A 20254-nucleotide genomic window follows, 5' to 3' on the forward strand; every position below is an offset into this window, starting at 1 on the left:
GGGCCGCGAGAGCGAAACAAGGCGGCCCTCAACTTCAGTACCCCGTCATCTCCAGATACCCAACCCCCCGGTGCGTGCCCGCCAAGGTGACAGGCCCCTCCCAATAAGGGATGCGCAGGTTCATCCAGGCCTTGGGGTTCAATGCCGTAGCAGTAATGCTCACGCCCTTGCCAGGGATGTTCAGCGACCAACGGGTCGGCATGTCATGCCCCTCCACCCAAGTGGTGGCCGTGGGCGCCAGCATGATGTCCTCGCTGGCCAAGCTTTGCGTGCTGCCGTCGGCATTGATCCAGGTGCCGGTGAGGTAGGGCGCGCCCTGCCGTTGCCGCATGCGGTAGAGCATCACTTGCGCGCCGCCCTCCAAGTGCAGCGAGAACCAGTCCCAGCCGGTCTGGTTGGGGGTTAGCGGCTGGCTGCTCCACTCACGGTCCAGCCAAGCGGAGCCAGTGACTGTGTAGGTTTTGCCATCGACAGTGATGCTGCCCGTGGCGTCGAAAAATGGCTGGCTGTAGTAATACGACGCCTGGCCTGCCTCGGATTTTTGGCTGAAGCCTTCCTTGCCCTGCAATACCAGTGGGCCAGTTGACGTCAGGTGCAGGCGGTAGCTGAAGCGGGGGTCGCTCGCCTGAAGCTGCATATCGGCAAGCGGGTCGGCCACGCCCGGTTGGCTGCTCAGGAACCAGTCGTCGATCCACGCGGCAAAGGGGGTGAGCGCGACGCCCGCCTGGCCGATGCCGCCACGGGCATAGCGCTCGGCGGCGTAATGGCGGTCAGCGGCGGTGACGGCGGCGTGGCCCATCCACAGGTTGCGGTTGCTCCAGCCTTGGTTGCTGCTGACCACGTTTGCCGAGCGCGGCAGGGCGTTGCGGAACAGTGTCCATTGCACGCCGAATTGCTGGCCTTTGTCGCTCACCAAGTTAGCGGTGATGTACCACCACTCGATGCGGTAGCCGTCGTGCGGGCCGTGGTCTTGGGGGAATTCAAAGCGCTTGCCTGGCGCTACTTGCGCGTAGCTCGCGGCGTCGTCGGCCAGGCCGGCGAAGCCTTTTCCTGGCTCGGGCGTGTGGTCACACCCGGCGATCAGCAGCACCACGCAGGCTATCCAGTTAAGCCTCATTGGCGAAAGTCCTGAGCAGGTCGGCGGGCTGGGTGCGGAACAGCCGATACAGCGGCCACGCCGAGGCCAGCAGTGTCGCCAGCAGTGCCAGCGCCATCAGCTGTAGCAACTGGAGGGGGAACACGTGCAACGGCAGGCGCCAGCCAAAGGCTTGCACGTTGATCACCGCATCCAGGCACCACGCCAGCAGCAGGCCCAGGGGTAACGCCAGCACCAGGGTCAGCACGGCCAGCAGCCAGGTTTGCGCCAGGTTCAGCAGCATCAGTTGGCGCCGCGTGACCCCCAGTGCCCACAGCGGCGCGAGCTGGCCGAGGCGGCTCTGGCTCTGGGTCAGCAGGCTGATGAACAACGCCACGCCGGCCACCCCTAGCGTCAGGCTGTTAAGCGCGGCGGTCGCGGCGAAGGTGCGTTCGAACACTTGCGTCGACCAGCCTTTGAGCTGGGCCTGGTCGATGATATGGCTGTCGTCCAATGCAAAGCGCTCATGCAGCAACCGCAGCAGTTGCGGTACGGCGTCGTGCTGCATGCGCAGGTTAAAGCGGTTGGGCACCAGTTGCCGCCAGTGGGCCAGCAGGTGGTCAGCGTTGACCAGCAGATGCCCCTTAGGGTTGCCGTAATCGGCGTAAATCCCCACCACGCGCAACGGCCACTCCCCCTCAGGGGCCGGGAGTTTCACCTCGTCACCCACCTTGACCTTGAGCCGGCGTGCCAGTTGTTCGCTGAGCATCACGGTTTGTTCGTTGGCCAGTTGCGCCCAGGCATCCCCGCTGGCCGATTCCAGCAGCGGCCAGTGCTGGCGGTAGTTGGGATGGTCGATGATACCGAACAGCTCTGCGGGCCAGCCTTGCAGCTCGACCGACACCTGCCAATTGGGCAACACCGCGCTAATCAGGCTTTGTTGGCTCAACCAGCGTTGCAGCGGCAGCGCCTGGGCGGCATCGGCCGGGTTGATGTACAGCTCGGCCGTGAGGCGCTGCTCCAGCCAGTTGCTGAACGTGTGGCGAAACCCCGAGGTCATGCTGCCCGCGCCGATGTTCGCCGCCATGGCCAGCAGCAGCGCCATCAGCGCTAGGCTCAGCGCGGGCAATTGTTGGCGGCAATCGGCGAGAAACCATTGGCCCAGCACCGAGCGGCTTTTACCGAGTAAGCCGTTGAGCAGCGCATTGAGCAGCACTGGCAGCCCCAGCGCGGCACCCAGTAACAGCCCCGCCATCAATACAAAGCCCATGGCCAGGCTATTGCCCCACAACCCAGCCGCCAGCGCGATGGCCAGCGCCAGCCCGGCGACCCAGCCTTGCCGGCGCAACCAGCGCGCGTGTTCCTCATGCCAGGCCTGGGCATTACCCAGCGCCAGCAGGGGCAAGCGGGCCGCGCGCAGCAAGCTGTTGCCACCGGCTAGCAAGGCCCCGAGCAGGCTCACCCCCACGCCACTCAACCACCACAGCGGGCTGAGGGTCAGTTGCCCGGCCACTTCCGCGCCATACAGGCCCCGCAGGCTCGCGGCCACATTGGGCAGTAGCGCACTCGCTAGCCCATAGCCACTGGCCACGCCGGCGATCCCGCCCAGCACCGCCAACGCGCCCAGCTCCACGATCAGCGCGATGATCAACACGCGGGCGCTCACCCCGCAGGCGCGCAGGTTGCGCAGCAGGCCACGGCGTTGTTCCAGCGCCAGGCCAATGGCCGCATGCACGATAAACAGCCCGACCACGAACGAGAGAAAGCCCAGGGCGCTGAGGTTGAGGTGGAAGCTTTCGGTGAGTTTGCCGAGGTCGTTGTCTTCACCGGTTTGCTTGAGCACCAGTTGCCCGGCAACCTCAGCGGGCAGCGGCGGCATGTGCTTGGCGAAGCCCTTGGGGATCAACAGGCGGGAAAGCTGATCCGGCAGGTTCAGCAGCGGTTGGGCGAAGCCGATGTCCACCAACAGCAGCCCTGGCGCCATGTCTGCCTTGGCCTGCAACGGCGGCAGTGCCTGGCCGGTTTCGCTCAGCGGTCGGTCGCCCTCGTGCAAGCCCAGCGCCTGCAGGGTTTGCGGCGCAATCCAGGTACTGCCCGGTGGGGTAAAAAACTCGACAACCTGCGCCGTGTCCAGTGCCTCCCCAGCCAGCGCGGTGCCGCTAGGCATGGACACCGGTTCGATACCCATCAGTTGTAGGCGCTGGTCCGGTTGGTCTTGTAGGGTAATGCGCCCACGCAGCACAGGCGACACCGGCCAGCCGGCACGACGGAGGCTGACGAACAATGCTTGGGGGAAGGCGGCACCGCTGGCCGGAGCCAAGCTGGCTTGAGGTTCGCCGCCAATCAACTGGCTGGCCTTGGCGTAACTGTCCCGCGCCTGGCTGTTGAGCGCTTGCACGCCGGTGAGCAAGCTCGTTGCCAGCCACAGCCCAGTGAGCACGCTGAAAAACTGCACGGGGTGGCGGCGCCAGTGGCTGACCAGCGCCCGAAGCGCCCAGTAGAAAACCCGCACGTCAGCGCGCTTCGCCAGCGGCGAGTTGCCCGCGCTGCAACACTGCCTGGCGCGATAACCTCCCAGCCACTCTCGGGCTATGGGTCACCATCAACAGGCTGGTGGGGCTGTCGTTCAGTAGCTCTAACAGCAATTGCAGCACGTCATCGCTGGTGGCTTCATCGAGGTTGCCGGTGGGCTCATCGGCCAACAGCAGGGCAGGGCGCGACGCCAGCGCCCGCCCAATGGCCACGCGCTGCTGCTGGCCGCCGGAGAGCTGCTCGGGGTAGCGTTTGAGCAACTCGGCCAGCCCCAGCCGCAGCACCAGTTGTGCTTGCCATTCGGGGTCAAAGCGCCCCGCCAGCCGCGCTTGGAACGCTAGGTTGTCCTCGACCTTGAGGCTGCCGATCAGGTTGAACTGCTGAAACACCAGGCCGATCTGCGTGCGCCGCCAGTTGGCCAGTTGCCCTTCGTTCATCTGGTCCAACCGCTCGCCCGCGATCTCGATGCTGCCGCTGTCCACCCGTTCAAGACCTGCCACCAGGTGCAACAGGGTGCTTTTGCCACTGCCGGACTCGCCCATCAGCGCCAGGCTTTCGCCTTGCTGCATGTGCAGGTTGGCACCGCGTAGCACGGCCAGAGGGCCTTGGGCGGTGGGGTAGGTTTTGAACACGGCATGCACGTGGAGCATGGGGGGATGGCCTGAGACGGGGGCGCAAACTCACCGCCAATCGACGGGTTTTCTCTCCGTGGGACCGGACAGCGTCTGGGAAGATTCCGGCACTCTTTGGGTTTTACGACAGGCATGGCGCAGTGATGCAAACGGGGGCTGTCGCTACAGAGTAGCGCCGAGTGATGCAGCAAGCCCCCGCCGCCCGGTGCTGAACTACTGCCCGTCGGTAGCTTTAAGCAGGTGCAGTTGCAAATCCGCTGGGTTCTCGTTCTGCCACTCCGGCCAGTACTCCATGCTTGGCTTCGAACCGAGACAGGGCCCATGAAGGCTTAAGCATTTCCAATTCGGGGTGAGCAATGAGCGTGCTCACTCATCCCATCGGGTTAAAACCCGATGCAGCGGAGCAGTACCGTTGCCGTGCGGCATTGTCGCTGTCGCTGCCTTGGTGATTCGCTTGCTGGCATTTGTTTCTGACCCAATGCTTGGCGCCTTTACGGCATTCGCGATACGCAATCGAGCCTCTGCCGTACTCTAGGCACACGCTGCTGTACTCGACTTGGTTGTCGCTGACCTGCCACTGAGCCAGATAATTTCCTTTGCCATCCCAACCCGTTATCTCATGCATTTCAGGGTAGGTAGGTCGAGCAGTAGCCCCGCTTGGGCGGGCATCACGCTCAGCTTTGTACTGAGCCAGGTAAGCCGGGGACACCATCCCTTGTGCAGGCGCCGCGCCTGGCTTGGGACGAGGCACCTCGCCGAAGCGGCAACGTAGGACGTCGTCATCGATAACGGTGCCAGCTGCCATGCACTCAGACAGCGGCCTAGGGGAGGAGGGCGCCTCTGCCTGACTTAGTTGTTGAAACCGATCAACTCCCGTGTTTTTAACTGAGTTCGCTGGGCCAGGCGCTGGCGTATCGGCCGCTGCGCCTGGCGAGATCGGATGGTACTGGGAGAAAAGCGTTGGCCAGTTCAGTGCAAGAAGAGCTACCGGCACGAGTAACCAGATCCATAGCATGGGGCCGGCGCTTGGTGCGCTGCGCCGTCGTGCATTGCGTGCGCTGGGCCTGCTGAGCAGCGATTCCCGCTCGTCCGCGGCAAGCGTTTCAGTAGGGTCTTGTAACGGCATGGGGCGGCACCTGGTTCACACGGCGGGCAGGTGATTATCGCTGACCTGCTTTTCCAGTGCCTGTTCTTTAAGCAGTGCTTGCGTGACGTGCTCCACATGGCGCACTGGAAACGTTGAGCGCCGTAGTGACGCTTGCAACCATGCGTATCCCACTGGGCCCATGCTACAAATCCTTTATCCCAGCGCTTTAAGCGCAGTTTTTCTTGAGTGATCTAAGAAAATCTTGATTTCGGGCGGTTATCCTCATTTTTTCTTGAGTCGTCAGCTTTACCTCTGCTAAGGCCCTTCGCCAGAATCTTTGGGTTGGCCAGGAGAATTGGTTGGGAATCGAAGTTCGTACCATACCGAATCCACGATGGCTTTCGAGCTTTCCAGTGCGTGGAGCGTGAGCCAGGCTTTCGAACCGCTTAGCGGGGTTCCCATTGCGGCATCGAGTACCAGTTCGCGGACCTCTGCGAGCAGCTCGGAGGCTTTGTTCAGCGCATAGTTGGCGTCGATGCCCTTGGACAGTTGGAAGAGGTGTAGGCGGTGTTTGGCTAGGCTGAAGGTGGCGTGGCCGGTGAGTAAGCGGTTCGGGTAGTTGGAAGTATGCATGGGCGTAGCTCCTATTGTTGAGGAACTGCCACGGATCGTCGCCAAACGATGAGGGTGGCAGCTGTACGCAGGTTGGCGAACCGGGACAATAGGAACCCGGCAGACCCGAAAGTCTCCCGCGCACAGCCGCCATAACTTGGACTGCGGGCATAAAAAAAGCGCCTGCAATCGCAATGGGGCGCCTATGCGCCTATTGTGCTCGGGTCGCCAAACCCGGCCGCTGAATTTGCAGCGACGACCGGAGCATATCCTCGGGCACGGCTGTGGCGCAACGTTTGCGTCCACGATCACTTATCGTGGGTACATTCATTTCGTGCGGTTTACCCTTACTTGCTTAAAACGCTCGCCATGTCGCAACGAGAGGCCAGCCACTGTGGCCGAGAAGCCTGATATTGAGCAAGTTGAGGTGATCAATATGAGTGGTCAGCGGAGGATTTCGCCAGGGCCAAGCCTGCCCGCGAGATGCTCAAAGGATTGTATGGTCACGTGTTAACCACAACTGCGCCCTGACGAAACCGCTTATGACCTGGCCTACTAGACCCGCGCTACACTCCGATGCTCCGACAATCAGCGAGGTCATCCTCGCCGCGCTGCGAACGACCAATGCCAAGGACTATTCAGCAGAAATTCTCCAGCGCGTGGCGCTCAGTTTTTCCCCGTCAGCCGTCTTGGCGTTGATCAATACGCGCGACGTGTATGTCGCATTGAGCGAAGACGGGATCATCGGCACGGCAAGCTTGGACGGTACGGTGATCAGAACAGTATTTGTCGCGCCGGCCTACCAGGGCAAAGGCGTGGGAACGGCATTGATGACCGCGGTCGAGCAGTTGGCTATCGAGCGAGGTATCACGCGACTGAAGGTGCCCAGCTCGGTGACCGCCGAGATGTTTTATCGGGGGCTTGGCTTTACTGTTGTGCGGGAAGTTATAGAGGAAGGGGAACGGACGATTGTAATGGAGCGTTCTTGTTAGCGTAATTGAGGATGTCAATTAATTATCTTAGGGTTATAAGCGCTTTCCTTCGTTAATTCCCATCGAGACCTCTTGCTGTATGTTTTACTACTTATTTAGCTATCCGCATTCAGCGCTCGGCAGGCTCTCGTAAAATCCGTACTCAATGAATTCTTTAATGTAGAGCGTGTATTAGATAGTCGTGCCTCGATTTGTTCCCGGGTTTTGAATCAATAGCTCGTCAAGCTCCTGTCGACGGCATTTCATAACAAAAGCCACTGCAGCTTCAACGTCTTTTTGGAAAAGCTCAAATCTAAGACGATCTATTTCATAGTATTCTTCATAGTCAACCATCCTGTTACTTACAGGAAAGGAAACATACAATCGGCTTGAAGTTTCTTCGATGCCTAAAGAAAACATTTTTTCACGATTTATAAACGTCGCTTTAAATTTCATGGCATCCATTGGGGGGATGGAAAGGCCTCAAGTCTATATGAATGGGGTTTGTTGTGTTAGTAAAATTTTGCATATAATGATCACCGCAATAGTTTCCTTTTTCTGACGTCTTTGCTATTTATCTCTTACGGCTCGCAGCTTGGACGCTATCTATGTCCTTTATGTCTCAATTTGAACACTCTTAAAGCTTCCGATTCTCCGCCTGTAAGCTCGATGTAGAACGCCGCATAAGCTTCCGATAAATCACTGTGCCCTTGCAGTGTGGTTTCTGTAAGCACCTTATATCCCGGTATGTCTCTGATCTCCACGTCGCTCAAGATCCCGCCTCGCTCGGCGTTATCTAACAAGTCCTGAAGCTGGGCTTTGAGGACGACGGCAACAGGCTCGAATGCTGAGTATTTATCTAATATATGTCGAAGCTTGGTGGCTGTTGACTTTAGTTTTAGTGAGTTCATTTATTCCGCTTTAAAAATAGTACCTAGGAGCATTAGATGATATTTCTGTCGGTAGTGAGATATTTTTCTCATTTTCCCTATAAGCAGGATGGCGCTAGGCTTGGCTGTCGATAATATGACTTAAAGCTTCCCGGAAGCCATAAGGTCCAAAAATTCAGAGCGGTATCCTGCTAAACGATTTTTAGGCAGCCTCGGGGCAACCTTCAATGAAGTCTTATACAGTCATGCATAGGCAGTGATACGCTTGATCAGAAATTCGTAAAAATTTGCCGCATATAATTCATTTTTTCCAGAAGGGAGTCGTAAGAAAATTTTGCATTCTTTATCTTTGTACGTGTCGTAGTTAAAGAAGAATACTTCACCTAAGTCGGTTTCACTAATGACTAATTTATTTGGCGTGGTCAGATTGTTTTTCAGCCCAATTAGATGCTGATGTACGATGTCACCTCCTTCAACACTGTCGAAATCCATACCGTAAATACTATATATTTCTTCACCCCCTATTTCCCCACCAGCGTATTTCTTTAAAAACCACTTATAGGAGCAGGGTAAGTCATGGGCTAGTTTTTTTTCAGCCATCTGTACCCAGTCCTTAGTCACTGCATCCAGTGGGGAACCGAGCTGAGCTATAGCAGGATGCGAACTGATCATGTGTTCCGCGTCTGCTGCTGTCTTATCTGTCATTTTTTCGTTCCATATGTTAAAGCTCGATTGTTATAGTAGTGAGCTTTTCACTTTGGAAGAGTGTTTTTCGATTCTTGGCGGGATTGTATCAGGGTTGATATGTAATGAACTAAAGTCTCGCCCAAAATACACAAGCTCATCGACAGAGTGAAAGTGGGTATTTTGTCGATCAGTCACCTTTATGGGGCATTTGTCGTGTGAGTAGCAGTCTCATACTGCATTGATATATAAGTTCTTATATTTTGACATTGAGTCAGTCAGACGCTGTTTTAAATACCCGTTCACATCGCCAAGGACATCGCAGATGTGGTGAGACTCTGCCAGATACGACACACGCTTTTCATCCCCCCACGTAGCAGGCGCTGATTGAAGGTTTGTGATGCGGTCACATAATTTGATGCAGGCAGCCTCCTGAGAATGCTCTGCAATGCCGCGCAGATATTTTTCCTCGGAGAATGGCGTAATGAGGTTCTTGCTGAGGCATGCAACTGTTGACGCGACCTCAACGCCAAAGACGGCTGCAAGCTCCTCCTGCGTCGTGGGGGTATCTTCGAGCACGTCATGCAATAGCGCAGCCGGCAAGGCGATGTCGAGAATACCTATGGGCTCATTAATGCTGGCGAAAATCAGTTCATTGGCAACCATTGCCACGTGGGTCGCATACGGAAGCTCTGAGCCTTTCATCTTTTGATTTATATGAGCCTGAGAGGCGAACAACCAGGCTTTGTTGTATAGGTGGGGCAGGTTAATTGCATTCATGAAGGTGGTCTCGTTAAAAGCGTCTCTGAGCAACTCGCGCCCTACATTCCCCGCTAAGCTCCAATGAAGCGCTTGGTCATTTGAAAATTTAGCGACGAGGGCGTCCCGCTAAGTATTCCTCTTGCGTTATCTCATCGCCAAAGCAAAGCGCTTCATTGAATAGGCGATTATCGTACGGTACTGTATGGCTACTTTCGGAAGCACCGTAAAATCGCACAAAAACTTTTTTTGAGCGATGATCCCAGCGATACATGACCTCTTCGTAAGGATAGGACACGAAGATATCTTCAAGTTCGAACCGCTCGCCTTTGTTAATGCCCATTGAGACCTCTTACTGCGTTGTAGTATGCCTTGCTCTCCTCGGCAATCGCTTTTGCACTTGCAGCGGAGGGGTCTAGTACTCGCCAATCTTCATAAAGGCGGTGTCCGAGACCACCCGGAACACCTGCCTTGGCTGCAACTGCATCGTAGGTCTCACTGCCAAGCAAATTTCTAGCGAGAGCCTCGGGTTCTTTTGCAAAGATCATCTGAGGAGAGTTCACTTGGATTTCTCCGATAAGGCCCGTCTTGGTCATCATCGAAGAGTTTACCCCGCTGTAGCCTAACGGATGGAGGCTCCCATCGATGCTTTTCACATCGGCGCCACGCTGAGCAAGCTCTGCTGCGACAGCGCTAATTTTTTCTGCAGGCACGACAATGGTATTTCGCGCTAAATCCTTGATGCGTGTGGCGTCGCCGCCATAATCATTCATGATTTTTTGCAAAGCTCGCATTCGCGATTTGATGGGGGCTTTGGCTACTGTCCCACCATACTGAGCGGCAAGGTTATCGGCTAGGGTGTCGATTTCGGCCTTGGTGGCACCAGCCTTCGCATACATCTCTTCAAAGGTGCTCGGCTTCTCTTTGGGAGATTCTTTTCCCTTCTGCTGAGCCAGAGGGGCTGGCTCAACCTTTGCCAAAGGCGCCGGCTCATTCACGCTTAACTCAGGATTAGCTAGCATCTTCTGCTCGTTGCGCGCCAGCCAAGCAGCAAGTTCCTTGTTCGGCATCCCGGCGCGAAGGCTTGCGCTGCGCGTTGCAATGCTCTCCATGCTGCTAAGCACGCCAGCCTTGATCTGCCCCCGCGTCAGGTAAGTAACGATAGCCGTCAGCAGGAGCAGCACCAATTGTTCTTGGCCGCGTGCTAACTGCCGCGCTGCGCGCCCGATGCGTTCATCTTTTAGGGCTGCAGAGCCGCCAGTTGGATCAAGGTCTGGATGCTGTAAACCTTCTTCGGCGTGCCAGGCGCTGGTGATTCCGTCATACAAAGTGGAAAGGCAAGGCATTAGCCCCTTGCAGAAATATTCGCTAATAGCGCCCAGGCCGAGCGCCATCAATATGAGGTTACCCACTTGCAGGCCGATACCGCCTCCGAGCATTGCACCGGGAGCTGCACCCGCACCCAAGGCCATTGAACCTGCGGCGCCACCCGCCAATGCCCCAATCGCCACGCTGCTGCCCACGATCATCACGACTTCACGGATCACCTGCATGAGGACCGGAAGGATTTGCTCAATCTCAATAGACGCCCACTTGCGCATCAGATTGGCCTGGATGATCGGGTAGGATTTCGCCATCGCGAGGCGCACAGCGTCGATACGACTGCCGCCTGCATAGCCATAGGCAAGAGTAGCGGTATTGCTGGCGCGGCGTGTGAAACCGTTCCAGCCGTCATGAGCGCTCTGAAAGCCGCTGTGGACGCTTTGATTCAGCGCGTTGAATGTTTGGTCGAGGTTCCTTTCGACGTCATCCCAGCTCGGGACACTCCTTGAAAAATCCATTTAATTCCTTTGATTCCAGTTTCTGCTCGCGAGCATTGTGTGCTCGCTCCATCTTGGTACCCCAAAGCTTGGTATTTATTGGGATACAAGCGGGAAATACTACGGGAAACAGGGTTAGACGCAGATGATCAGGCACAAAAAAACCGGCTCATTTGGCCGGTTTCTTTTTCGCTGTTCCGTCACCGGAACCGCGCTACAGCTAGATGGTGCCCCGAGGGAGACTCGAACTCCCACTCCTTTCGAAAACGGATTTTGAATCCGCCGCGTCTACCAATTCCGCCATCAGGGCTTGATGGGCGCGAAGTATAGAGAGGGCGCGACCGTTGGTCAATCGTGTTTCATGGTAAAAAATACAGTTTTCCGCTAAGCTTTCCGGCCCTGCTGATCCCCTTGTGCCTACGATGCGTGTCGCTGATTTCTCCTTTGACCTTCCCGATGCCCTGATCGCCCGCCACCCCTTGGCTGAAAGGCGTGCCAGCCGTTTGCTAGTGCTCGATGGCCCCAGCGGCGAGCTGGCGCATAAACAGTTCGCGGACCTGCTTGACTACCTGCGCCCCGGCGACCTGATGGTGTTCAACAACACTCGAGTGATCCCCGCGCGGCTGTTTGGCCAGAAGGCCAGCGGCGGCAAGGTCGAGATACTGGTGGAACGGGTCACCGGCTCGCACCAGGTACTGGCCCATGTGCGCGCCAGCAAAGCGCCCAAGCCGGGCACCACCTTGCTTATAGACGGTGGCGGCCAGGCGCAGATGGTGGCGCGGCATGACACCTTGTTCGAGCTGCAATTCGACGAACCGGTGCTGCCGCTGTTGGAGCGGGTGGGGCATATGCCGTTGCCTCCTTATATAGACCGGCCAGACGAAAGCTCCGACCGCGAGCGTTATCAAACCGTATACGCGCAGCGCGCCGGTGCCGTGGCCGCGCCTACGGCCGGGCTGCATTTCGATGAGCCGCTGCTGGAGGCGATTCGCGCCAAGGGCGTGGGCACGGCCTTCGTGACCCTGCATGTGGGCGCCGGCACCTTCCAGCCCGTGCGGGTCGAGCGGCTTGAAGATCACCAGATGCATAAAGAGTGGCTCGAGGTGAGCGCCGAGGTGGTCGAAGCCGTGGCGGCGTGCAAGGCGAGGGGAGGGCGGGTGATCGCCGTGGGCACCACCAGCGTGCGCTCCCTGGAAAGCGCTGCACGCGATGGCGAGCTCAAGCCGTTCAGCGGCGACACGGACATTTTCTTGTTCCCTGGCCGGCCGTTCCATGTGGTCGACGCCTTGGTCACCAATTTCCATTTGCCGGAATCCACGCTGCTGATGCTGGTTTCCGCGTTCGCAGGTTACCCGCAGACCATGGCCGCCTATGCCGCGGCCATCGCCGGGGAGTACCGCTTCTTCAGTTATGGTGATGCCATGTTCATCACCCGCAATCCGGCGCCCGAGGGTCCTCAGGGTAGTGCCGTCGAGGATCGAGCATGAGTCGCACCTGCCGTATGCAATTCGAGTTGTTGGCCACTGACGGCAAGGCCCGCCGCGGCCGCCTGACCTTCCCCCGTGGCGTGGTGGAAACCCCGGCGTTCATGCCGGTGGGCACCTATGGCACGGTCAAGGGCATGCTGCCGCGGGATATCGAGGCCATTGGCGCGCAGATCATCCTGGGCAATACCTTCCACCTGTGGCTGCGCCCGGGCACCGAAGTGATCAAGGCCCACGGGGACCTGCATGATTTCATGCAATGGAAGGGGCCGATCCTTACGGATTCGGGCGGCTTCCAAGTGTTCAGCCTGGGTGCCATGCGCAAGATCAAGGAAGAAGGCGTGACCTTCGCCTCGCCGGTGGACGGTTCCAAGGTGTTCATGGGCCCGGAAGAATCCATGCAGGTGCAACGCGACCTGGGTTCGGACATCGTGATGATCTTCGACGAATGCACCCCGTACCCGGCCACACATGACGTGGCCCGTACTTCCATGGAGCTGTCGCTGCGCTGGGCGCAGCGTTCCAAGAACGCCCACGCTGACAACACCGCGGCGCTGTTCGGCATCGTCCAGGGCGGCATGCACCAGGACCTGCGCATGCGCTCCTTGGAAGGCTTGGAAAAGATTGGCTTCGATGGGCTGGCCATCGGCGGCCTTTCGGTGGGCGAGCCCAAAGAAGAAATGATCAAGGTGTTAAACTACCTGCCCTCCCAACTGCCCGCGGACAAACCTCGTTACCTTATGGGCGTTGGCAAACCCGAAGACCTCGTTGAGGGTGTGCGCCGGGGCGTCGACATGTTCGACTGCGTGATGCCAACGCGCAATGCGCGCAACGGCCATCTGTTCGTGGACACCGGCGTGCTGAAGATCCGCAACGCGATTCATCGCCACGATGATTCGCCGCTGGACCCAACCTGCGATTGCTACACCTGCACCAACTTCTCCCGCGGCTATCTGCATCACCTGGACAAGTGCGGCGAAATGCTGAGCGGGATGCTCAATACCATCCATAACTTGCGCCATTATCAGCGCCTGATGGCTGGTTTGCGCGAGGCAATCCAACAGGGTAAATTGGCCGCCTTTGTCGACGCCTTCTATGCCCGGCGCGGGCTGCCCGTGCCGTCTCTGGACCCACTTTAATAATTGACGATTCACGTCGAATGGAGCGCTGAATGAGCTTTCTGATCCCCGCCGCCTACGCGGACGCCGCCGCACCTGCGGCCGGCCCGGCCGGTACCGGCTTCGAATGGATTTTCCTGGTCGGCTTCCTGGTGATCTTCTACTTCATGATCTGGCGCCCGCAGGCCAAGCGCGCCAAAGAGCAGAAGAACCTGCTCGGCGGCTTGCAGAAGGGCGACGAAGTGGTCACCACCGGCGGTATTGCCGGCAAGATCATCAAGGTCAGCGACGACTTCGTGGTGCTGGAAGTGTCCGACACCGTCGAGCTGAAATTCCAGAAAGGTGCGATTGCCGCCACCTTGCCCAAGGGCACGCTTAAAGCGATCTGATCCAAGACTTCTACCTTGGCGGGGTGCGCAACGTGCCCCGCGTTTGAACGGGCGGCGTGATGCTGAACAAATACCCTCTGTGGAAATACATCCTGATCGTGGCGGTACTCGCGGTCGGCTTTATCTATTCCGCACCCAACCTCTACCCAGATGACCCGGCTATCCAGCTGTCCGGTGCCAGCACCGCGCTGCAGGTGGGCCAGGGCGACCTGGACAAGGCCACCAAGGCGTTGAGCGATGCCGGCATTGCCGTCAAGGCCGCCAGCCTGACCGGCAATGGCAAGGGCGGCCTGCTGCGCCTGACTCGCCAGGAAGACCAGTTGCCCGCCAAGGATGTGGTCCGCAAGGCCATGGGCGACGACTACGTGGTGGCGGTGAACCTGGCGCGTACCACACCGCAGTGGTTGCGCAATCTGGGTGCCAGCCCAATGAAGCTCGGCCTGGACCTCTCTGGCGGTGTGCACTTCCTGCTGGAAGTGGACATGGACAAAGCCCTCGATGCCCGCATGAAGGTCTATGAAGGCGAAGTGAAGACCTTGCTGCGCAAGGAAAAAGTACGCTACCGCAGCCTGCCCCAGCAGGATGGCGGCATCATGCTGGGCTTCTCCGACGATGCTACCCGCGACCAGGCTCGTGACCTGATCCGCAAGAATTTCAAGGACTTCGACCTCGCCACCACCGAGCGCAACGAGCTGGCGGTGCTGCGCCTGGGGCTGACCCAGGCCAAGGTGTCGGAGATCCGCGACTACGCCATCAAGCAGAACCTCACCACCGTTCGCAACCGGGTGAACGAGCTGGGCGTGGCCGAGCCGCTGGTGCAGCGCCAGGGCGCCAACCGCATCGTGGTCGAGCTGCCCGGCGTGCAAGACACCGCCGAGGCCAAGCGCATTCTCGGCAAGACCGCCAACCTGGAGTTCCGCCTGGCCGCGGGCCCGGATGACAGCCGCGCCACCACCGAGCAGTTCGAGTTCCGTGAAGGCAACCGCCCGGCGGCGACCGTTGAGCGTGGCCTGATCATCACCGGTGACCAGGTGACCGACGCCCAGGCGAGCTACGACGAGCACGGCCGCCCGCAGGTGAACATTCGCCTTGATGGCCATGGCGGCGACCTGATGAGTCGCGCCACCCGCAGCAATGTGGGCCGTGGCATGGCGGTGATCTTCATCGAGCAGAAGCCGACCACCAAATACGTCAAGCAGACCGTGGACGGTGTCGAGCAGGAAGTGGCAGTGCCCACCTTCACCGAAGAGAAGAAAATCATCAGCCTGGCGACCATCCAGTCGCCGCTGGGCAGCCAGTTCCGTATCACCGGCCTGAACGGCCAGGGCGAGTCTTCCGAGCTGGCCCTGCTGCTGCGCGCCGGCGGCCTGGCGGCGCCGATGTACTTCGCCGAAGAACGTACCATCGGCCCGAGCCTCGGCGCGGACAACATCACCAAGGGTATTCATGCTGCCTTGTGGGGCATGCTCTTCGTGTCGCTGTTCATCATCGCGATCTACCGCTTCTTCGGCGTGATCGCCACCGTGGCGCTGGCCTTCAACATGGTCATGCTGTTGGCGTTGATGTCCCTGCTGGGAGCCACCCTGACCCTGCCGGGCATCGCCGGTATCGTGTTGACCATGGGCATGGCGGTGGACGCCAACGTGCTGATCTTCTCGCGTATCCGTGAGGAAATCGCTGCCGGCATGAGTGTGCAGCGGGCCATTCACGAGGGCTTCAACCGTGCCTACACGGCGATTATCGACGCCAACCTGACCAGCCTGCTGGTGGGCGCGATTCTCTTCGCCATGGGTACCGGGCCGGTGAAAGGCTTCGCCGTGACCATGTCCCTCGGGATCTTTACTTCGATGTTCACCGCCATCATGGTGACCCGCGCGATGATCAACCTGATCTACGGCGGCCGTGACGTCAAGAAGCTGTGGATTTGAGGCCACTGCCATGAAAAAGACCATCAACTTCATGGGCGTGCGCAATATTGCGTTCGCCGTCACCTTGCTCCTGACCCTGCTGGCGCTGTTCAGCTGGTTCTACAAGGGGCTCAATTTTGGCTTGGACTTCACCGGCGGTACGCTCATCGAGCTGACCTACGAGAAGCCCGTTGAACTGGGCGGCCTGCGTAAGGAACTGGCCGACGCCGGCTACCACGAAGCGATCGTGCAGAGCTTCGGCGCCGCCACTGATGTGCTGGTGCGCATGCCGGGTGAAGATCCGAAGCTGGGCACCGAGGTCGCCAATGCCTTGCGCAAAGTCAGCGGGGATAACCCGGCGACTCTCAAACGCGTGGAGTTCGTAGGCCCACAGGTGGGCGAAGAGCTTCGCGACCAGGGCGGCCTCGGCATGCTGCTGGCGCTGGGCGGCGTGCTGCTTTACCTGGCCTTCCGCTTCCAATGGAAGTTCGCGGTGGGCGCCATCGTGTCGCTGATCCACGACGTGGTAGTGACCCTGGGTATCCTCTCGTTCTTCCAGGTCACCTTCGACCTGACGGTGCTGGCGGCGGTGCTGGCGATCATCGGTTATTCGCTCAACGACACCATCGTGGTGTTCGACCGGGTTCGTGAAAACTTCCGGGTCATGCGCAAGGCCTCGCTGATCGAAAACATCAACGTGTCCACCACCCAGACGCTGCTGCGGACCATCGCCACGTCGGTGTCGACCTTGTTAGCCATTGGCGCGTTGCTGCTGTTCGGTGGCGACAACCTGTTCGGCTTCTCGCTGGCGTTGTTCATCGGTGTACTGGCGGGTACTTACTCGTCCATCTACATCGCCAACGTGGTGTTGATCTGGCTGAACCTCACCAGCGACGACCTGATCCCGCCGGCTGCCAAGGATACGGTCGACGACCGCCCCTGAGTGCCCGGCAGCGTAAGCTGCGCTAAGTCCTTGAAAACCGGCGGAAGTTGAACTTCCGCCGGTTTTTTTGCTCCAAGGCTAGGCAAAGTGCGAGGCCATCATCCCCCTCGCTATCAGGAGGTTCCCGTGAACAAATCGTTGCTGGTCGGTGCAGTGTTGGGTGCTGTCGGTGTAACTGCCGGGGGTGCTGTCGCTACCTACAGCCTCGTAAGCAACAAGGCTCCGGAGTACGCCCAAGTGTTGGCGGCGGAGCCGATCAATGAACAGATCAAAACCCCGCGTGAGGTCTGTAAGGACGTAGCCGTGACCCGCCAGCGGCCGGTGCAGGATCAGCACCAGATCGTCGGCAGTGTGCTCGGCGCAGTGGCGGGTGGGCTGCTGGGGCACCAGGTCGGCGGTGGGCATGGCAAGCAGCTCGCCACGGTAGCTGGTGCGGTCGGCGGTGGGTATGCAGGTAACAAGGCTCAGGAGCACCTGCAGGCCGGCGATACCTACACCACCACTCAAACCCGTTGCAGCACCGTCAGCGATATCAGCGACAAGCTGGTGGGCTACAACGTGAAGTACCAGCTCAATGGCCAAGTGGGCCAGGTACGCATGGACCACAACCCAGGCGCGCAGATTCCAGTGACCAAGGATGGGCAGTTGGTGCTGACCCAGGCGCCAGCGGCGCAATAGCCTGTGTGAATGGAGGGGGCGGTCATTCGGCAAAGCCCACGAGTGTCAGGTATCGGCACATGAGCGACGGCTGGTTCCCAGGCTTCGCCTGGTCCTACAGGGCACCTGTTCAATCGCCATAGCGCTTGGTACCGGCACAAAAAAAAGCACCCCGCGGGGTGCTTTTTTATTGAGCTAGGGACCGATCAGCGCTTCATCGAAGCCGGCAGGTGCGGTTGGATGGCCGTCAGCACGGCCTTGAAGCATTTGGTGTTGCCCGCAACCACATGACCTTTTTCGAGGAATTCATGGCCGCCGGTGAAGTCGCTCACCAGCCCGCCAGCTTCCTGGATCAGCAGGGCGCCAGCGGCCATGTCCCACTCGGACAGCCCCGATTCCCAGAACGCATCGAAGCGGCCGGCGGCTACATAGGCGAGGTCCAGGCTGGCGGCGCCGGCGCGGCGGATGCCGGCGGTTTCGCCAACCAGCGCACGGAACATGCCCAGGTAGTTGTCCAGGTGCTCCATCTGGTTGTCGCGGAACGGGAAGCCGGTGCCCAGCAGGGCACCTTCCAGGCTGCGGCGTGCGCTGACCCGCAGGCGGCGGCCGTTCAGCGCGGCGCCACGGCCACGGCTGGCGGTGAATTCTTCCTGGCGGACGGGGTCCAGCACGACGGCGTGTTCCAGGCGGCCACGGTATTTGCAGGCAATGCTGACTGCAAAGTGCGGAACGCCGCGCACGAAGTTGGTGGTGCCGTCGAGCGGGTCGATGATCCAGAGGTAATCCTCGCCTTCGCCGCTGCCGGCATGCAGGCCGCTTTCCTCGCCGAGGATCCCGTGGTTCGGGTAGGCCTTGCGTAATGCGGTGATGATCGCTTGCTCGGCAGCGCGGTCGACTTCGCTGACGTAGTCTTTGGCGTCCTTTTCATCGACCTTGATGCTATCCAGCCGCTCGATGGAGCGGAAGATCAGTTCACTGGCGCTGCGGGCGGCGCGCAGCGCGATATTCAGCATGGGCTGCATGGATATTCTTTCACCTGGGTCATTAAAAAGAGCCGGGCATTCTACCAGAAAAGCCAGCACTAAGAAGTGGGCCTTGAGCCTTCATAGCGTTGCTTTCGTCGCTTCTGTAGAATTCGCCCCCTTTCCTTTTACGGGAGCGCCCAAGGTGCTGCAGAACATCCGCATCGTTTTGGTCAACACCAGCCATCCCGGCAATATCGGCGGGGCCGCACGTGCCATGAAAAACATGGGGTTGTCGCGGCTGGTACTGGTGGATCCGCACGTTTTTCCCTCTGATGAAGCCAGCGCTCGCGCTTCGGGGGCCGATGACATTCTCGCCAACGCCCAGGTGGTGCCCACGCTCGAAGAGGCGCTGGTCGGCTGCAGCCTGGTGATGGGGACCAGCGCCCGCGACCGCAGCCTGCCTTGGCCGTTGCTCGATCCGCGGGCTTGCGCCGTCAAGGCCGTGGAGGATGCGCGCGCCGGTGGCGAGGTTGCGTTGGTGTTCGGCCGCGAGCACGCGGGCCTTACCAACGAGGAGCTGCAACGCTGTCATTTCCATGTGCACATCCCTTCGGCGCCGGAGTTCAGCTCGCTGAACCTTGCCGCGGCGGTACAGGTGCTGGCCTACGAAGTGCGCCTGGCGTTCCTTGCCCTGGCGAACGTAACGTCGGCCGCGCCGGCCGAAGCGCCGGCGGAGCTGGCCACCGCCGAGGAGCTGGAAGGCTTTTATGGGCATATGGAGGCCACGCTGGTGGATATCGGCTTCCTCGATCCGGAAAAGCCCCGGCACCTGATGGCTCGCTTGCGCCGTTTATACAGCCGCTGTCGGCTGGAGCGTACCGAGGTGAGTATCCTCCGGGGCATTCTCACGGAAACGCGCAAAACCGCCCGGGGCGAGCCGCACAAGCGCAAGGATCAATAAACGTGCCCTTATGCCGCTCAAGGCAGCCGAGCTCGCTCGCGACCAGGCCTGATGCTCATGCGGCGTCGGTAGCGAATGGCCGATGACAAGCCCAGCGGCGACGGGTCCCATGGCGCATAGGCCTGTGCTATTATCCGTCGCCGCTTCCTGCCTAAACCCGAGTAATACAGTAGGTCTTATAGTTGACTTAAATACTCGGGAATCGCATAATTGCCCCCATCGCGTCCCTATTCGCAAACCGTGGTAACAAAACCGTGCGACTGACAACCAAAGGCCGATATGCCGTAACCGCCATGCTTGATTTGGCGTTACACGCGCAGCGCGGGCCGGTGTCGCTGGCCGATATTTCCGAGCGCCAGGGCATTTCCCTTTCGTATCTCGAGCAACTGTTCGCCAAGCTGCGGCGCGGCAACCTGGTATCCAGCGTGCGTGGGCCTGGTGGCGGCTATCAGTTGTCCCGGGATATGAATGGCATCCAGGTCGCGCAGGTCATCGACGCGGTGAATGAATCGGTGGACGCAACCCGTTGCCAGGGCCTGGGCGATTGCCATGCCGGTGATACCTGCCTGACTCACCACCTGTGGTGCGACCTCAGCCAGCAGATCCACGAGTTCCTCAGTGGCATCAGCCTGGCGGACCTGGTCACCCGCCGCGAAGTGCAGGAAGTCGCCCAGCGCCAAGACCTGCGCCGTTGCGGCCAGGCCGCGAAGCAGGACAAGCCCGTTCTCGAAAAGATTGAAACATCTGCCGTCGACTGACCGCCGTAGA

At 59.4% G+C, this 20254-nt stretch carries 21 protein-coding genes and 1 tRNA gene; 9 read left to right on the top strand and 13 right to left on the bottom strand.

Features of this window, described 5'->3' with window-relative positions; translation table 11 throughout:
• Positions 1-34 precede the first annotated feature (34 nt).
• The 5 genes from OGL93_RS01540 to OGL93_RS01560 all read right to left on the bottom strand — a co-directional run bounded on the left by OGL93_RS01540 (position 35) and on the right by OGL93_RS01560 (position 5959).
• Entirely contained in the window at positions 35-1117 is a 1083-nt protein-coding gene (locus OGL93_RS01540) for a lipocalin-like domain-containing protein (protein ID WP_263260594.1), read from the bottom strand.
• Positions 1107-3587: an ABC transporter permease gene (locus tag OGL93_RS01545; RefSeq protein WP_263260596.1), complete on the bottom strand. Its 2481-nt coding sequence runs from the start codon at positions 3585-3587 to the stop codon at positions 1107-1109. Before OGL93_RS01545 ends, OGL93_RS01540 begins: the two co-directional genes overlap by 11 nt.
• A 1-nt stretch (position 3588) precedes the next feature.
• Positions 3589-4257 (bottom strand): ABC transporter ATP-binding protein, encoded by a 669-nt coding sequence (locus OGL93_RS01550; protein ID WP_263260598.1) that lies wholly within the window; start codon positions 4255-4257, stop codon positions 3589-3591.
• A 1123-nt stretch (positions 4258-5380) separates the two neighbouring features.
• Positions 5381-5527, bottom strand: coding sequence for a hypothetical protein (locus tag OGL93_RS01555; protein WP_263260599.1), 147 nt, complete (start codon positions 5525-5527; stop codon positions 5381-5383).
• A 114-nt stretch (positions 5528-5641) separates the two neighbouring features.
• On the bottom strand, positions 5642-5959 hold the full coding sequence (locus OGL93_RS01560) for a DUF3077 domain-containing protein (RefSeq protein WP_263260600.1): 318 nt from the start codon (positions 5957-5959) through the stop codon (positions 5642-5644).
• Between the two features lie 521 nt (positions 5960-6480).
• Here OGL93_RS01560 and OGL93_RS01565 point away from each other — a divergent pair.
• Positions 6481-6930 carry a GNAT family N-acetyltransferase gene (locus tag OGL93_RS01565; protein ID WP_263260602.1) on the top strand — a complete coding sequence of 150 codons (450 nt, stop codon included), beginning with the start codon at positions 6481-6483 and terminating at the stop codon, positions 6928-6930.
• Positions 6931-7101: 171 nt separating this feature from the next.
• Here OGL93_RS01565 and OGL93_RS01570 read toward each other — a convergent pair whose 3' ends face one another.
• The 7 genes from OGL93_RS01570 to OGL93_RS01600 form a co-directional block, all read right to left on the bottom strand.
• The gene (locus tag OGL93_RS01570) at positions 7102-7365 is read right to left on the bottom strand and encodes a hypothetical protein (protein WP_263260604.1); all 264 of its coding nucleotides are present in this window, start codon (positions 7363-7365) and stop codon (positions 7102-7104) included.
• 146 nt (positions 7366-7511) lie between these two features.
• Positions 7512-7820, bottom strand: a complete 309-nt coding sequence (locus tag OGL93_RS01575; protein ID WP_263260606.1) for a hypothetical protein — start codon at positions 7818-7820, stop codon at positions 7512-7514.
• Positions 7821-8042: 222 nt separating this feature from the next.
• Positions 8043-8504: an SMI1/KNR4 family protein gene (locus OGL93_RS01580; RefSeq protein ID WP_263260607.1), complete on the bottom strand. Its 462-nt coding sequence runs from the start codon at positions 8502-8504 to the stop codon at positions 8043-8045.
• 210 nt (positions 8505-8714) lie between these two features.
• The gene (locus tag OGL93_RS01585) at positions 8715-9263 is read right to left on the bottom strand and encodes an HD domain-containing protein (protein WP_263260609.1); all 549 of its coding nucleotides are present in this window, start codon (positions 9261-9263) and stop codon (positions 8715-8717) included.
• A gap of 88 nt (positions 9264-9351) precedes the next feature.
• Positions 9352-9585 carry a hypothetical protein gene (locus tag OGL93_RS01590; protein WP_263260611.1) on the bottom strand — a complete coding sequence of 78 codons (234 nt, stop codon included), beginning with the start codon at positions 9583-9585 and terminating at the stop codon, positions 9352-9354.
• Positions 9575-11083: a DUF6861 domain-containing protein gene (locus tag OGL93_RS01595; protein ID WP_263260613.1), complete on the bottom strand. Its 1509-nt coding sequence runs from the start codon at positions 11081-11083 to the stop codon at positions 9575-9577. The genes OGL93_RS01590 and OGL93_RS01595 overlap by 11 nt, the downstream gene beginning before the upstream one ends.
• A 204-nt stretch (positions 11084-11287) precedes the next feature.
• Positions 11288-11372 (bottom strand) — tRNA-Leu (locus OGL93_RS01600).
• Positions 11373-11484: 112 nt separating this feature from the next.
• Between OGL93_RS01600 and queA the strand changes: the two genes are divergently transcribed.
• The 6 genes from queA (at position 11485) to OGL93_RS01630 (ending at position 17581) form a co-directional block, all read left to right on the top strand.
• Positions 11485-12549, top strand: a complete 1065-nt coding sequence (gene queA / locus OGL93_RS01605) for a tRNA preQ1(34) S-adenosylmethionine ribosyltransferase-isomerase QueA (protein WP_263260615.1) — start codon at positions 11485-11487, stop codon at positions 12547-12549.
• A gap of 14 nt (positions 12550-12563) precedes the next feature.
• Positions 12564-13685: a tRNA guanosine(34) transglycosylase Tgt gene (gene tgt, locus OGL93_RS01610; protein ID WP_263261091.1), complete on the top strand. Its 1122-nt coding sequence runs from the start codon at positions 12564-12566 to the stop codon at positions 13683-13685.
• 32 nt (positions 13686-13717) lie between these two features.
• Positions 13718-14053, top strand: coding sequence for a preprotein translocase subunit YajC (yajC, locus tag OGL93_RS01615; protein WP_263260617.1), 336 nt, complete (start codon positions 13718-13720; stop codon positions 14051-14053).
• 59 nt (positions 14054-14112) lie between these two features.
• Positions 14113-15981, top strand: a complete 1869-nt coding sequence (gene secD, locus OGL93_RS01620) for a protein translocase subunit SecD (protein WP_263260618.1) — start codon at positions 14113-14115, stop codon at positions 15979-15981.
• 10 nt (positions 15982-15991) lie between these two features.
• A complete protein-coding gene (secF, locus tag OGL93_RS01625) occupies positions 15992-16903 on the top strand; it encodes a protein translocase subunit SecF (RefSeq protein ID WP_263260619.1) in 912 nt (303 codons plus the stop codon).
• Positions 16904-17029: 126 nt separating this feature from the next.
• Complete coding sequence (locus tag OGL93_RS01630; RefSeq protein ID WP_263260621.1) at positions 17030-17581, top strand: glycine zipper 2TM domain-containing protein; 552 nt, start codon at positions 17030-17032, stop codon at positions 17579-17581.
• A gap of 185 nt (positions 17582-17766) precedes the next feature.
• Here the strand turns inward: OGL93_RS01630 and suhB are convergent, their stop codons facing one another.
• Positions 17767-18582, bottom strand: coding sequence for an inositol-phosphate phosphatase (gene suhB / locus OGL93_RS01635; protein WP_263260623.1), 816 nt, complete (start codon positions 18580-18582; stop codon positions 17767-17769).
• A 145-nt stretch (positions 18583-18727) separates the two neighbouring features.
• Here suhB and trmJ point away from each other — a divergent pair, with 145 nt between their 5' ends.
• A complete protein-coding gene (gene trmJ / locus OGL93_RS01640) occupies positions 18728-19486 on the top strand; it encodes a tRNA (cytosine(32)/uridine(32)-2'-O)-methyltransferase TrmJ (RefSeq protein ID WP_263260625.1) in 759 nt (252 codons plus the stop codon).
• Between the two features lie 254 nt (positions 19487-19740).
• Positions 19741-20244: a Fe-S cluster assembly transcriptional regulator IscR gene (gene iscR / locus OGL93_RS01645; RefSeq protein WP_263260627.1), complete on the top strand. Its 504-nt coding sequence runs from the start codon at positions 19741-19743 to the stop codon at positions 20242-20244.
• Positions 20245-20254 lie beyond the last annotated feature (10 nt).

Source organism: Pseudomonas sp. RIT-PI-S (assembly GCF_025642975.1).
In the GTDB taxonomy this organism is placed as follows: Bacteria; Pseudomonadota; Gammaproteobacteria; order Pseudomonadales; family Pseudomonadaceae; genus Aquipseudomonas.

What these genes read in the sequence shown, in the direction of transcription:
- OGL93_RS01540 (WP_263260594.1), bottom strand. Translation starts at nt 1,117, where the DNA reads ATGAGGCTTAACTGGATAGCCTGCGTGGTGCTGCTGATCGCCGGGTGT.
- OGL93_RS01550 (WP_263260598.1), bottom strand. Translation starts at nt 4,257, where the DNA reads ATGCTCCACGTGCATGCCGTGTTCAAAACCTACCCCACCGCCCAAGGC.
- OGL93_RS01555 (WP_263260599.1), bottom strand. Translation starts at nt 5,527, where the DNA reads ATGGGCCCAGTGGGATACGCATGGTTGCAAGCGTCACTACGGCGCTCA.
- OGL93_RS01560 (WP_263260600.1), bottom strand. Translation starts at nt 5,959, where the DNA reads ATGCATACTTCCAACTACCCGAACCGCTTACTCACCGGCCACGCCACC.
- OGL93_RS01565 (WP_263260602.1), top strand. Translation starts at nt 6,481, where the DNA reads ATGACCTGGCCTACTAGACCCGCGCTACACTCCGATGCTCCGACAATC.
- OGL93_RS01570 (WP_263260604.1), bottom strand. Translation starts at nt 7,365, where the DNA reads ATGAAATTTAAAGCGACGTTTATAAATCGTGAAAAAATGTTTTCTTTA.
- OGL93_RS01575 (WP_263260606.1), bottom strand. Translation starts at nt 7,820, where the DNA reads ATGAACTCACTAAAACTAAAGTCAACAGCCACCAAGCTTCGACATATA.
- OGL93_RS01580 (WP_263260607.1), bottom strand. Translation starts at nt 8,504, where the DNA reads ATGACAGATAAGACAGCAGCAGACGCGGAACACATGATCAGTTCGCAT.
- OGL93_RS01585 (WP_263260609.1), bottom strand. Translation starts at nt 9,263, where the DNA reads ATGAATGCAATTAACCTGCCCCACCTATACAACAAAGCCTGGTTGTTC.
- OGL93_RS01590 (WP_263260611.1), bottom strand. Translation starts at nt 9,585, where the DNA reads ATGGGCATTAACAAAGGCGAGCGGTTCGAACTTGAAGATATCTTCGTG.
- OGL93_RS01595 (WP_263260613.1), bottom strand. Translation starts at nt 11,083, where the DNA reads ATGGATTTTTCAAGGAGTGTCCCGAGCTGGGATGACGTCGAAAGGAAC.
- queA (WP_263260615.1), top strand. Translation starts at nt 11,485, where the DNA reads ATGCGTGTCGCTGATTTCTCCTTTGACCTTCCCGATGCCCTGATCGCC.
- tgt (WP_263261091.1), top strand. Translation starts at nt 12,564, where the DNA reads ATGCAATTCGAGTTGTTGGCCACTGACGGCAAGGCCCGCCGCGGCCGC.
- yajC (WP_263260617.1), top strand. Translation starts at nt 13,718, where the DNA reads ATGAGCTTTCTGATCCCCGCCGCCTACGCGGACGCCGCCGCACCTGCG.
- secD (WP_263260618.1), top strand. Translation starts at nt 14,113, where the DNA reads ATGCTGAACAAATACCCTCTGTGGAAATACATCCTGATCGTGGCGGTA.
- secF (WP_263260619.1), top strand. Translation starts at nt 15,992, where the DNA reads ATGAAAAAGACCATCAACTTCATGGGCGTGCGCAATATTGCGTTCGCC.
- suhB (WP_263260623.1), bottom strand. Translation starts at nt 18,582, where the DNA reads ATGCAGCCCATGCTGAATATCGCGCTGCGCGCCGCCCGCAGCGCCAGT.